General features: G+C 64.2%; 8 protein-coding genes. All 8 read right to left on the bottom strand.

Annotated features, from left to right (window positions below; translation table 11 throughout):
- Positions 1–192: 192 nt before the first annotated feature.
- Positions 193–4,317, bottom strand: coding sequence for an S-layer homology domain-containing protein (locus A9Z00_RS10270; protein WP_296976746.1), 4,125 nt, complete (start codon positions 4,315–4,317; stop codon positions 193–195).
- A gap of 378 nt (positions 4,318–4,695) precedes the next feature.
- A complete protein-coding gene (locus A9Z00_RS10265; RefSeq protein ID WP_296976743.1) occupies positions 4,696–5,832 on the bottom strand; it encodes an MraY family glycosyltransferase in 1,137 nt (378 codons plus the stop codon).
- A 139-nt stretch (positions 5,833–5,971) separates the two neighbouring features.
- Positions 5,972–6,763 (bottom strand): WecB/TagA/CpsF family glycosyltransferase, encoded by a 792-nt coding sequence (locus A9Z00_RS10260; RefSeq protein ID WP_296976740.1) that lies wholly within the window; start codon positions 6,761–6,763, stop codon positions 5,972–5,974.
- A gap of 4 nt (positions 6,764–6,767) precedes the next feature.
- The gene (gene csaB, locus A9Z00_RS10255; protein ID WP_296976737.1) at positions 6,768–7,922 is read right to left on the bottom strand and encodes a polysaccharide pyruvyl transferase CsaB; all 1,155 of its coding nucleotides are present in this window, start codon (positions 7,920–7,922) and stop codon (positions 6,768–6,770) included.
- Positions 7,883–9,901 carry a DUF5693 family protein gene (locus A9Z00_RS10250; protein WP_483316294.1) on the bottom strand — a complete coding sequence of 673 codons (2,019 nt, stop codon included), beginning with the start codon at positions 9,899–9,901 and terminating at the stop codon, positions 7,883–7,885. The genes csaB and A9Z00_RS10250 overlap by 40 nt, the downstream gene beginning before the upstream one ends.
- Positions 9,902–10,021: 120 nt before the next feature.
- Positions 10,022–11,731 (bottom strand): phospho-sugar mutase, encoded by a 1,710-nt coding sequence (locus tag A9Z00_RS10245; RefSeq protein ID WP_296976728.1) that lies wholly within the window; start codon positions 11,729–11,731, stop codon positions 10,022–10,024.
- 171 nt (positions 11,732–11,902) lie between these two features.
- The gene (fabZ, locus tag A9Z00_RS10240; protein WP_296976725.1) at positions 11,903–12,349 is read right to left on the bottom strand and encodes a 3-hydroxyacyl-ACP dehydratase FabZ; all 447 of its coding nucleotides are present in this window, start codon (positions 12,347–12,349) and stop codon (positions 11,903–11,905) included.
- Between the two features lie 165 nt (positions 12,350–12,514).
- Positions 12,515–13,030: a CDP-alcohol phosphatidyltransferase family protein gene (locus A9Z00_RS10235; protein WP_296976722.1), complete on the bottom strand. Its 516-nt coding sequence runs from the start codon at positions 13,028–13,030 to the stop codon at positions 12,515–12,517.
- Positions 13,031–13,232 lie beyond the last annotated feature (202 nt).

The following is a 13,232-nucleotide window of genomic DNA, read 5'->3' as shown; positions in this document are numbered from 1 at the left end:
AAAATATTTTTCGCGCCGTACGCGAAAATTCCATGACTTCAAGACTTACGGTTATGAGTATAGCCTGCGTGCGCCCGGACCGTCGAGCCCAACTATCTTCCATTCCGCGCGAAATTTGCATGCCCGGACGGGAAAAACCGGATCGCTCGGGATCCGGCTTTCCCTTGTCCGGGCGCTTGCTTCAGCGCGTGCTCACGGCTGCTTCGGCGCGAAGATCGCGGGCAGCTTCTTCTGATCCGCCATCACGCGCGCGATGATGATGGCGGCATCCGATCTCAGCAGGCGGGCCGTAGGCTCGAACACATAACCCTTCGACAGGTCGGTGGAATCCACCGGCGATCCGGCGATATACCCCTTCTTCTGGATCGCCGCGACGGCCGGCTTCGCGTAGATATTGATGCTCGCCTCGTCCTTGAACGCCTTTTGCAGCTGCTTGCGCACGGAATCCAGCTTCGTATCCTGCTTCAGGTTCAGCGCGTTCGCCAGCATGACGGCCGCATCCTGGCGGGTGATGTAATCGTTCGGCGAGAACGTGTTCGGCCGCGTGCCCTTGACGATGCCGGCCCGCGCCGCCGTCTCGATATAACGGAAATCCCAGAGCGCGTCCGGGCTGATGATGCCGCTGGTGTCGCCGAGGTCCATGAAATGCTTCGGTCCGTCATAGTTCAGCGGCAGCTCCAGGGCCTTGACGATCATGCGCGTGAATTCGCCGCGGGTAATGTACAGATCCGTGCCGAACGCCCCGCTCGGATCCACGGCGTTCATGATGCCTTTCGCGAACACTGCCTCCATCGCGTTGCGCCCGTACGGGTGATCGATGATGTCGTTGAAGCTGGCGGCCAGCTTGGCGACGACGTAATAGCCGAACCGGTCGAACGGCACCGTGATCGTGTGCTTCCGCTCATCGACCTTGCCGCCGATGTTTTCCCATTGACGGGTATACGGATCGAACCGGAACACCGTGACCGACACGCCCGCGCTTTGACGCGCCGACGGATCGTAAGCCAGCGTCAGCGTGCCGCGCTTTGAAGGAATGAGTTCCCGATCGGCAGCACGATCGTAATAGAACTTCCGTTCCTCGTCCTTGATCACGTTGAGCGGCATCGGATCGTAGCCCGACGTGATCGGATCGTATGCCGGGGTCGTGATGTCGTCCGCATCGCCCGCGTCAATCCAGAACACCGGGCTGACCTTCACGAACCGGGACGGGAAGCTCGCGGAGAAATAGACCGAGCCCGTCTCCACTTGCAGGTCGTAGCCCGCCGGCACGCTCTCGAATTCGTGGCGGTCCACCACGCCGTCCGTCGGATTGGCGATCGCGAACAGGATGTTGTTCCCGCTGTAAACCTGGGTCTTGTACTCCTGCGGCACGTTGTAATCCCGGCGGATCAGGTTGGTGCCCCGCTCGAACGACAGCGTCAGGGCGTTGCCGAACGGCGTATGTTTGTTGCTCATCTTTTGGATGACCTTCGCGCCGGGAATGTTCTCCGGCGTATAGGTCACGGTGATGCTGTCCTGAATTTTTTCCTCGCCGCTTGTAATGACAAACTTGATGTCGGTCGGCCGGTTGGCCCTGAGCCCCGTGACCAGGGCATAGAAGGCATCCAGTTCCGCTTCCTCCGCCGAAGTCGCCGCATGGTTGATGTACCGGATCTTCCGGGCCGGTTGTCCGTCGATCACCACCGACTCCGCGCCCTCGGAGTAAATGATCACTTCGACGAAGTTCTGATTGACCGTCCGCTTCTCGGGAATCGGCGAAAGGATCGTGTACGGGACGGTCGTCGGATCCACTTCCAGGCGGTACGAAGCGCGCGGCCCGTTCTTGCCGGTGTTGAACACCGTGAACGTATAGACGATCGGGCTTCCGTCCACCGGCAGCTGCTGTCTTTCCAGATAGAATTCGAAGTACTGCGTTTTCAGATTGTATACGACGCGCAGCGGAATGCCGGTCGCGGTTCCGGTGGGACCCGTGACGATCGGAAGCGATCCTTCGTTGTACACGTTGCCTTCCGAATCCCTGAATTCATTGCCCAGATTCCACTCGTATTCGGTATAGCCGGTCCGGATATGCAGAATGTAATTGGCCAAAAGGTTGCTGCCGGACAGCTGCGCGAGCATCGCTTCGACTTCTCCGGGATCGTCGCCCAGATCAACGAAGTCGAACGTTCCGTAAATGTTCATCCAGGCTTCGCGCGTCGTGTAGACCGTGCCCCGCAGCTCAAAGTTCGGATCGTTTTTGCTCGGCTCCCGGTTCAGGCTGTACGGGAAGATCCCGTCCGAACCCCTGGCCGGAATTTCCGGCAGATTCGTCGGAATGACGACAAACCGCGTCTCGCTGACATAACTGTGACTGGGCGTCTGGAAGACGAACCGGACGACGTTCTCGCCGCTCTTGAAGATGGCATCATACGCCCGTTTCACGTTGTCGCTGTCAGCCGGATTGCTCTGCCCTTCGGAGCTCAGCCTGAACCGCGTCGGGCTTGAGGACGTGCTGTCCTGCTCCAGCTTGACTTCGATGTTGTTGATGTAGAAGAACACCGTCTGCAACAGCGTTTGCGAACCGGACGTGGCGTTCTCGTAGCGAATGTCGGCCGGATTGCTGACGTTCTTCAGCTCGCCGCTGAAGTACCCCAGCATGTCTTCAAGGATATATTCCAGGCCGTCGGTTCTCGTCGTATCGAAGCGGATTTCCATTCCGTCGTACAGCCTGTCGTATTTCACATACGGGCCGTACAGCAGATAAATCGTGACCTCGGCCGTCGCTCCGCCCTCGACCTGGAACTTGAGCTTCAGCGTGCCGGAGGACGGAGCCTTGCTGATTTTCAGGAAAACGCGCTGGAACTGCTGCGGCACGCCGTCGATCACGCGGGTCACGTACACCGGAGGCGAAACCTTGATTTCTTCCCACGAATCGCTGGCCGGAGCAGCTCCGTTGACCTCGATCAGCGCGGGGCTCGGATCACCGTCCGAATTGCCGATCAGCAGTTCCACGCCGAGCGGCAGCGCCGGAATCGTCGCACCGTTCAGCGGAGAACCGGTCAAGGAGATCAGCCGGTTCGTGTCGCTGTCCATCTGTTCCGAATATCCCGGCAGATAGTTCACTTCCTGGATATACGGCTGGGACTTGTCCCGCAGATAGAAAATGAACGGACCGGTTCTGTCCACATTCGCCGTGGTTGTCTTGGTCGCGTTCACGCCCTCGAACATCAGCGTATGCGGCGTATTGAACCCGAGGCCGCTCGCCGTACCGAGGTACTCCGTAAACTCGGCCATGACGAATGCGGTGGACGGCGTGAAATCCGCCGGATCCGGGTTGGGCGATTGCAACGTCATATCCGTCCAGGCCGAGCTGTTGTCGAGCCGGAACCGGTACTTGTCGCTCGGAGAGCCGAAATGGGTGTCATCCGGGACATAGGTCGTTTCGCCGGAGTCTTTCTGCGTCACCTTGACCGGCAGGATGACTTTCCCGGTTACGTATACCGGATCCGCGGAAGCGACGGAGAAGTTCGTCACGGAATCAAGCGGCACGGAAGCGCCGGCGCCCGTATTGTCGTTCGTCAGCTTCAGATCAAAGAACGTCACTTCGCCGTTGTAGAACGCGATTTCGCGCGTCGTCTCGACGGTCTGCGTATCGTTGTGAACGCGGATGGTTACCGTGTTCTTCCCTTTCCGGACGTTGACCGGGGAAGCCGCGAACGACCAGTCGTTGTTCGCCGAGACCGTATAGGTGTAGCTGCGGCCGTTCACGATGACCGTCACGCGGTCCGCGTTCGGCGCTTTGCCGGTGATGATAATGTCATAGTCGGGACGATTCCTGGAGGGCGCCGAATGAATGACCGTCGTTTCGTCTTCCAGGATCGCAAACCGCTGTCCGTCGATAATGGCTTGCAGGTCATAGAGCGTCGGGCTGTTGCGGTATTCGATGTAAATGCTGGTCGAAACCTCGGTGAAACCGATCAGCCCCTTGAACGTGATCTTGTTCACGCCGGGGTACAGCTGGATGCCCAGCACCCGGATGGTGTTACCGGACAGGACGATGTTGGCCGTCTGGTTCGGATTCGACTGGACGACCTGCTCCTGCCCGTTGACCAGGATCACTTTTTCAACCGTATAGGAAATGGACGATCCGATGACCCCGTTGATCGTACCCGTCAGATCGATACGGTCTGTCAGGACGACACGGGCATTCTCATAGGTGGATTGTTCTCCCGGAAATATGAAGTAATCCCCGTCTGCCGCCGATACGGGCGCGATCGTCGCCGGAACCGACAACAGCGCCAGACAGACGGCCAGCAGCACAGCGGTGAATCGCTTCACGAAAGTTCCTCCTTCCCGATTCAACAATTCTGGACCGATTTCGACTCTCCCGGGCCGCATGCGCCCCGGAGCGAATCCGCTTCCCGGATCCGGCCGGACAGAGCCTTTTCCGCGTCCGGATCGCAATGGTTCCCGAACTTCGCCGTCTCCCCTCCCCCTGTCAGCATTTCTTTCGTCGATTCGGGAATGGTTTTCATACCCATAAAAAAGGACGCGGATATTCGACAAAAGTTCCGTACCCTAGTTATCGGCTCGAACCCCCGGATACTTTAGCCGCCGGACCACACATTCCGCATCCGCCGGTTCATCCGAACCCAAGTGAAAAAGACCCGGCCTGAACGGCCGGGCCGAAAGTCCGGAAAACCGCCTTCCCGCTTCTCACTTCGACCGCGTCGGAACGCCGACCTTCATTCCGAGCCGGGCCAGGAAGTCGAGCACCGGCCGGCGCGTCTTGTCGACGATCCCGATCAGCTCCGCGCCGATCTGCAGGATGAGGACGAGCACCGCGATGACGACGAACGTGACCCAGTTCGCCGACGACGACGGCACGACGGTCGACATGAAGATGGCGGTCGCTCCGAAGAACGCGGCGATGCCCCAGATGATCAGCACCGTTCCGCGGTGGCTGAAGCCGAGCTCGCGCAGGCAATGGTGCAGATGCCCCTTGTCCGGCGCGAAGATCGGCCGCCGGTTCACCACCCGCCGGACGATCGCGAAGAACGTGTCCGACAGCGGCACGCCGATGATGAGCAGCGGCGTCACGAACGAGACGATCGTCACCTGTTTGAACCCGAGCATCGACAGCGTCGCCAGGCTGAAGCCGAGGAACAGCGAGCCCGAATCGCCCATGAAGATCCTCGCCGGATGGAAATTGTGCCTCAGAAACCCGATGATGCTCCCGAGCAACGGCGCGCCGAGCAGCAGCACCGCCTCGTAGCCCATGACGGCGGCCATCACGAGAATCGTCGCGATCGCGATGCCGCTCACCCCGGCCGCGAGGCCGTCCAGCCCGTCGATCAGATTGATCGCGTTCGTGCAGCCGACGATCCAGAGGATGGTGAGCGGAATCGCAAGCCATTCCGCGAGCGGCTGCATCGTCCCGCCGAACGGAATGTTGACCAGGCTGATCCGGATGCCGAATCCGAACACGACGACGCAGGCGGCCGCGATCTGGCCGAGCAGCTTCACCTTCGCGGGCAGTCCGAACCGGTCGTCGAGCGCGCCCAGCAGCACGATGATCGTGCCGCCCGCCAGCAGCGCCCGGATGAAACGCGCGTCATAGGCGCTCAGCCACGCATCCGGCAGGAACGGCAGCAACGCGAACAGGCCGGCGATGAACGAGGCGTAGATCGCGAGGCCGCCGAGGCGCGGCATGACGCGGGTATGGACTTTCCGTTCGTCCGGCCGGTCGACGGCGCCGATCCGGAACGCCAGCCTTCCGACCGCCGGCGTCAAAAGCCAGGCGAGGGCCGCCGCAACGATGAATCCGAAGATCAGACCAAAGCCCGCAGGCATGATCACACTCTCCCGTATGTATCATGCTGTCGCTTGCGCGGTTGGAGAGCTTCCCGCCTTTTCGGGAAGTCCGAACCGCAACGAACAGCATTATACGCCTCTTCGGTATGAAAATCCATCCCCGTTTTCATCCGATTTTTCAGCGTTCGGGCCCGTTTTCGCCCGCGCCGCCCGGGCGCTCCGTCACATTCCGGCCCGCACGCAGCACTTTCAGCGCAAAGCGCGGCAGCGCGGCCATCCGTCCGGCGCGCGAAGGCTGGCGAAGCAGCCGGTACAGCCATTCCAGCCCGAGCCTCTGGAACGATGCCGGCGCCCGCTTCGTCCGCCCCGCGATCACGTCGAAGCTGCCGCCGACCCCCATCATGACGGGCACGCCCAGCGCCTCCTTGTAGCGCGCGATCCAGGGTTCCTGCGTCGTCAGCGCGTCCCGCGCGACGAACAGGAGATCCGGCGCGGCCTCCCTGACGGCCCGGACGACCGCCTCGTCCTCCTCCGGGCCGAAATAGCCGTTGCGGTATCCGGCGATCCGGACGAGCGGATAGCGCTCCCCAAGCCGCCGCGCGGTCTCCTCGACCACGTCCTGCCGCGCGCCCAGCAGATAGACCGACCAGCACCGCCGCTCGCCCTCGCGCATCAGCTCGTGCAGCAAATCGAATCCCGCGACGCGCTCCGGCACCGGGTCGCCGGCGACGCGGGACGCCCAGACGATGCCCGCGCCGTCCGGCACGATCAGCTCGGCCTGCTCCAGGACGCGGTAATAGTCCGGCCGCTCGAGCGCCGCCATCACCATGATCGGGTTTCCGGTGACCACCTGCGTCGGCCGCCGCTCTTCGATGCGCCGCGCCAGATACCCGACCGTCTGCGCCATGTCCATCTTCGAGAACGGCAGGCCGAAGATCGGCACCGCCGGATAATCGCGCTTCACGTCCATCCCGTCACCCCTTGTCCGGCCCGGTCAACGCTTCGATGATGAGCCGCGCCGGCCGCCGGGCATCCCGGCGCAGCGCCTCGATCGCCGGCCCGTGCCGCTTGCGCCAGGCCGCCGCGCCTTCGGGCCCGAGCAGCGCGTCGGCCGCCGCGGCGAACGCCTCCGCGTCGAGCCCGTCCGTCGTCCCGACGGGCTTCAGGCCGAGCCGCGCGAGGAAATGATCGATCTTCGGATCATAGGACAGCCCGAACATCGGCACGCCGCGGTTCGCCGCATAGATGAGCGCGTGCAGCCGCATGCCGAAGACGAGGCTGCAGCGCCCGACCTCGAGCAGCATCCGCTGCGGATCGTCGCCGGGCTCGGCGAGCTCGGCGGCCTGTCCGAAGCCTAGCGCGGCCAGATGCTCCATCACGGCGCGCGACGCCTCCGCGTCGTCCGGCAGATGCATCGGCAGGAAGCGCAGCCGAACCGCGCGCCGCCGGGCGAGCGCGGCCAGCGCCTCCGCGACGCGTTCCAGGTCGGCGCCGTCGGGCCGCCAGCGGCGCACCGACACGCCGACGACCGGAACCCCCGCGCCGTCCGGCCCGCCCGCGGTCGGCTCCTCCCCGTCCGGCAAATCCAATCCCATCACCGGATCCGGCACCACCCCGATCCGTTCGCGCGCGACGCCGAAGCGTTCGAGCAGCGCGGCGCTCTCCCCGTCCCGCACCGTCACGACGCGGGACGCGTTCATCGCGAAGCGCACGAGCGGGCGCAGCCACGCGCGCCGGACCGGCCCGATCCCCTGGGCGTAAATGAACACCGGCTTGCGCAGCATGCGCGCCAGCCCGACGATCCCCGTGTAATACGGGATCGTCAGCGCACCCGTCGCGTCCTGCAGCAGGCTGCCGCCGCCGCTGATCAGCGCATCGCAGCCGCGCAGCGTCCGCAGCACCTCGGCGGGCCTCATCCGGTGCGCGGCCTCGACGCCGTGCGCCGACCGCGTCCAGGCCGGATCGACCGACAGGACGACCGGCTCGATGCGCACGCCCGCCGCCCGGGCTTCCTCCCGGAGCGCCGACACGATCGAGCGCAGCACCGCCTCGTCGCCGCTGTTGCGGAACCCGTAATAGCCCGATATCGCTACGCGGTACGTCCGTCGCCCTTCGCGGAGAGCGCCCATCGCCGCCACGCTCCTTCCCCGAGCTGCCACAGCGCGATCAGGAGAAGCCCGATGACGAGCCCCAGGCCGAGGCCGAGCAGGCTGCGGATCAGTGACAGCAGGATCGGCGAGTGGATGTGCGCGAACGTGTCGACCATCGAGAGCTGCCCGAGCACCCCGGCGATCATGAGCACCCAGGCCGCGCGATAGCGCAGCGACAGGAACAGCCCGAACACGAGCAGCGGATGCGCGATCAGAAATTCCTTCGTGCGCGGCCGCACGCCGAACGCCGATTCGAGGGCGTTCCGGAACATGAGCTCCAGCGAGGTCACCTGCCCGGCGTTGCCCGTGCGCGTCATGTAGTAGTAGCCGACGGCCGCGAGCACGGCGGTCACGATCAGGCCGAACACCGTCACCTCAAGCCGCATGAGCTTGCGAAGCTGCCCGGACACGGACTTCCCGGTGTACAGGAACACGTAAATCGCGACGAGCGCGATCGGCGCCGCGTGCAGCAAGCTGACGCCGCGGAACTGCTGCAGCACCAGGCTGTACGTCACATTCGTCAGCAGGCCGAACACGAACGCCGTGCCGAGCAGCGTGAGCAGCGACGTCGCTGCGAACAGCGCGAGCGCCGCCGCGAGCCGCCGGCCCGCCGGATGGCCGTCGAACGTCCACCGGCCGCCGAGCAGCCGCCCGTCATCCGCCGGCGCCGGCTCCGCAGCGCCGAAGCCGCCGACCGGCCGCCGTTCGCCCTCCGTATGCGCGCGGACGCGCCCGAGCGCCCACAGGACGGCCAGCGTCGGCACCGCGACCGCCGCGCCGAGCGCCAGCGCCTGCTCCAGAAGCGACGGGCTGAGCACGTACAGCCCGGCGCTGCCGATCACGCCGATCACAAACGCGGCCGGCCCGAACCCGCGCAGGAACGCGTCGATGAGCAGCGCGATGACCGCGATCGCGCCCAGCGCGACGACGGCGCGCAGCGCCTTCTGCCATCCTTCATGCCGGTAATCGAACGGCTCGGCAAAGCCCGCCCGGAAGCCGAACCGCTCGAGCTTCGCGATCGCCCCTTCCGTATCGTCGCCGCCCGCCAGCGCCTCCACCAGATTGTCCAGCGGATCGGCGACCTCCGGCCGCGTCCCGCTCCGCACCGGCGCGGCGTTCAGATAGAACATCCGGATGTTCCGGTCCTTCGCCGCGAGCAGGAACCGGTCCGCGATCGCCTCCGGGGTCATCGTCATCGCGTCGTTCTCGGACAGCGAGTACAGCCGCACGACGTTGTAGTCCGTCTCCCAGGCGAGCGTCGCGAAGCCCGCCTGCGGCGCGCGGAGATTCTCGATCGTCGCAAGCCCGATGTTGTGCTTGTTCAGCAGCGACGCGAAATGGTCGAGGCTGCCCAGCTCCGCCCGATCCCCGAAGCCCGTCGCCTCGGTGCCCTCGAACAGCAGGAACGTCGAGCCGAGCGCGGCGAACCGGCCGAGCAGCTCGTCCATCAACACCGGATCATAGGGCCGGATCCGGTCGGTGAACCGCGGCAGCAGCCGGAAGCCGGCGGCCGTGAGCTCCTCCATCGCGAGCGGGTCCGGCTCCATCGGCCGAAGCTGCGCATCCTCGACCGACGTGTCGATCACGATGCCGGGGCGGCCGCCGTGCGACCATGCCCGGACCGTGTTGCCGCTCCGTTCGAACGCCCGCCGGAACACCGGCTCGAGCGCCTCGGCCGTCGCCTCGTCCGCGAACAGCACATACGTGTAGTTCTCGTCCGCCGACGCCGGCTCTCCCCGCAGCATGGCCGCTTCCTTGGAGTTGTAGACGGTGATCCGTCCCGCGCGCTGGAAATCATCCAGCGACCCCTCGAACACGGCCATCGTCGTCACGCCGGCTTCCTTCAGCGCCTGGAGCTTCTCCGCGACGAATTCCCGCGGATGCGCGTGATAGGACGCGATCAGCAGCAGATCGCGGTAATCGAACACGAACTCGACCGTCTTCGACTTCTGCTCCATCTGATGGCGCACGACACCGAGCGGCAGCGCGGCGAGCACGCCCAGCGCCGTGAACAGCAGGAGCAGCCGGCGCGCCGCCCGGTACAATTTCCGATTGACTCGCGGCAATTTGTCCACTCCTCAGCTCCGTTTGTCGACCCGTTCCATCACTTCGGCGACCAGGCGCCGCAGCGCGGATTCCGCTTCCTCCCGGCCGCTCCGGCGCACGGCGAAATACACCTTGATCTTCGGCTCCGTGCCCGACGGGCGCAGGCAGAACCAGGAGCCGTCCGCCAGCATGAACTTCAGCACGTTCTCCGGCGGCAGGCCGTCGAGCCCCGGGAGATAGTCGAGCACCCGCTCCACCTCGACCCCGGCGACTTCCGAAGGCGGCGCCGTGCGCCAGTCCTCCATGATGCCCCGAATCTTCCGGACGCCGTCGATCCCTTTCAGCGTGCGCGATTCGAGCGCTTCGAAATAATAACCGTACTTCCCGTACAGCTCGAGCAGCACGTCGTACAGCGTCTTGCCCTGCCGCTTGTAGTACGCCGCCGCTTCGGCGATCAAGAGCGAAGCGACGACACCGTCCTTGTCGCGCGCGTACGTCCCCGCGAGATACCCGTAGCTCTCCTCGTAGCCGAACAGGAACGTCGCCTCGCCCGTCTGCTCATAGCGCGTCATCCGCTCGCCGATGTACTTGAATCCGGTGAGCGTGTTGTCCACCCGGACGCCGAAGCTGCGCGCGATGTCCGCGCCCATCTCGCCCGTGACGATCGTCTTGATGACGGCCCCGTTCGCCGGCAGCCGCCCCTGCTCATGCAGCGCCGTAAGCAGATAATGCACGAGGATCGCGCCGGTCTGGTTGCCGTTCAGCACGATATATTCGCCGCGATCATCCTTCACGACGGCACCCACCCGGTCGCAGTCCGGGTCGGTGCCGATGATGAGATCGGCGCCTTCCCGCTTCGCCTGCTCGATCGCGAGCGTGAACGCTTCGCGCTCCTCCGGGTTCGGCGACTTCACCGTCGGGAAATTGCCGTCCGGCCGCTCCTGCTCGGCGACGACCCGCACGTTCCCGAAACCGGCCAGCTTCAGCACTTCCCGCACCGGCACGTTGCCCGCCCCGTGCAGCGGCGTATAAATAATGGAAAGCTCGTTGCCCGCGCCGGATTTGATGAGCTCCGGCCGGAGGCACTGGGCCGCGACCGTCTCGTGATACGCCCGGTCCTCCCGTTCGCCCAGCCAGACGATCAGCCCGGCCGCCTCCGCTTCCGCGCGGGGCATCCGCTTCACCTCCGCGAAGCTCCCGACTTCCCGAATGCGGGCGATCACCTCGGCCGCCAGGTCCGGCACGATCTGGCAGCCGTCCGGGCCGTACACCTTGTATCCGTTGTATTCCGGCGGATTGTGGCTGGCCGTGATCACGACGCCGGCGTCCGCGCCGAGATGCCGCACCGTGAACGAAAGCTGCGGAGTCGGGCGGAGACTCGGCCACAGATACGCCCGGATGCCGTTACCTGCCAGCACCTCCGCGGCCGTGAGCGCGAACGCGTCGGATGAACGGCGCGAATCGTGCGCGATCACGACGGAAGGCTTCTCGCGCCGCGCCAGCAGCCAGTTCGCGAGCCCCTGCGTCGCCTTGCCGACCGTGTAGGCGTTCATCCGGTTCAGGCCGGCGCCCATCACGCCGCGCAGGCCGCCCGTGCCGAACTCCAGCTCCCGGTAGAACCGGTCCACGATTTCCGGCTCCTGTCCCTCCAGTTCGCGCAGCTCGCGCTTCGTCTCCTCGTCGATCGCCGGATCCGCGAGCCACGCCCGATAGCGCTCCAGTGCGACGTTCAGCTCCGTCATCGTTCCCACTCCTTGCCACCCGAAATACTGTTCTTACATATATAAAGAACTGCTTTTCCTTGTATAAAAAATACCTGCCGGACTGCACCGCCTTCACCAAACGGCCACTCCGGCTTCAAGCCTCCGCCCGGACGCACGAATCCCGCTTCCGGGCAGGCGCGGTTCCCGAACTCAGGCGCCCGTCTTGCCTTCCGCGTCCGTCAGGGCAAACATGATTTCGCCTTCGACGACCATGCGGCCGTCGACCGTGGCAACCGCCTTGCCCTTGCCGATCGGCCCTTTGAAGCGGATGATCTCGACCGACAGCGTCAGCGTGTCGCCCGGCGCCACCTGTCCGCGGAAACGGAGGTTGTCGATGCCGGCGAACATCGCGAGCTTGCCCCGGTTCTCCTCGACCATCAGGATCGCGACGGCGCCGACCTGCGCCAGCGCCTCGACGATCAGCACGCCCGGCATGACCGGATAATCCGGAAAATGTCCCGCGAAATACGGCTCGTTCATCGACACGTTCTTCAGCCCGACCGCGCGGACGCCCGGCTCCACCTCGAGAATCCGGTCGACCAGCAGAAAGGGCGGCCGGTGCGGAATGATCGACTGAATCTGTCTGACATCCATCATGTCGGCATCATCCTCCTCCGGGTTCCGGTGCATAAAAGGCTTCGGAACCGCCAAGAATAATAATACCCTTCGCGAAGCTGCAGATCGCGGAGGTTCAGATAGGGGAGCTTGTCCGGCGGGTACGTCTCGTCGGGCAGGCTCCTTTTCGGTTTGCCGGCGCCGGCCTCAGCCGGGCTGCCGGCGGTTGAGCGCCCTGAACTTGAAGATGTACATGATCGACGTGACGAATGAGAACGCAATCACGAACCAGAGCATCGTCACGCCGTGCGGCAGCTCGAGGAAAATGAACATGAGGGCCACATAGAACAGCACCGTCGTCAGTTTGCCCATCCAGTTCGCCTTGACCGTCTTTTTGCCCCGGAAATGGAAAAACGCCGATCCCGCGATCATCCCGATATCGCGGACAAGCAGCAGCACCGCGGCCGCCAACGGAATGATGCCCGCGATCAGCAGCGAGAGGATGACCGCAATCAGCATCAGCTTGTCGGCAAGCGGATCGAGCAGCGCGCCCGCAGGCGTCTCGAGACCCCTGGTCCGGGCGATGTATCCGTCAAGGATATCGGTCAGCCCCGCGGCGGTGAAAACGATGAACGCCGAAAGCATATGCCCGTTCGCGAATACGACCAGATAGACGGGTATCAGCAAAAATCGCAGCGCCGTGAGCATATTCGGCAAATTCAACGTCTCCCCTCCCCCTCCGTTCTCTCGCTGCAGGAGCCGCCTTCCCAAGTTCCCAAACCATTATAACGCTTGACCAGGAAAAAGGAAACCGCCGCCCTTCTACCGCATCCTTCGACCGGCCCGGCGGATTTTTTTGCGGAAAATTCTTCAAAATTCGAGTCATCCGGCCGTTTATATTATAAGAAGCCATCTAGATTACATT

Source organism: Thermobacillus sp. ZCTH02-B1, assembly GCF_002159085.1.
GTDB lineage: Bacteria > Bacillota > Bacilli > Paenibacillales > Paenibacillaceae > Thermobacillus.
Note: the sequence above shows the minus strand (reverse complement) of the source record. Positions and strands in the feature narration are given on the sequence as shown.

Bases quoted from the DNA above. Each gene is read 5' to 3' on its own strand.
- A9Z00_RS10260 (WP_296976740.1), bottom strand. From the start codon at position 6,763: ATGGACGTGAAGCGCGATTATCCGGCGGTGCCGATCTTCGGCCTGCCG.
- A9Z00_RS10245 (WP_296976728.1), bottom strand. From the start codon at position 11,731: ATGACGGAGCTGAACGTCGCACTGGAGCGCTATCGGGCGTGGCTCGCG.
- fabZ (WP_296976725.1), bottom strand. From the start codon at position 12,349: ATGATGGATGTCAGACAGATTCAGTCGATCATTCCGCACCGGCCGCCC.
- csaB (WP_296976737.1), bottom strand. From the start codon at position 7,922: ATGGGCGCTCTCCGCGAAGGGCGACGGACGTACCGCGTAGCGATATCG.
- A9Z00_RS10250 (WP_483316294.1), bottom strand. From the start codon at position 9,901: ATGGAGCAGAAGTCGAAGACGGTCGAGTTCGTGTTCGATTACCGCGAT.
- A9Z00_RS10265 (WP_296976743.1), bottom strand. From the start codon at position 5,832: ATGCCTGCGGGCTTTGGTCTGATCTTCGGATTCATCGTTGCGGCGGCC.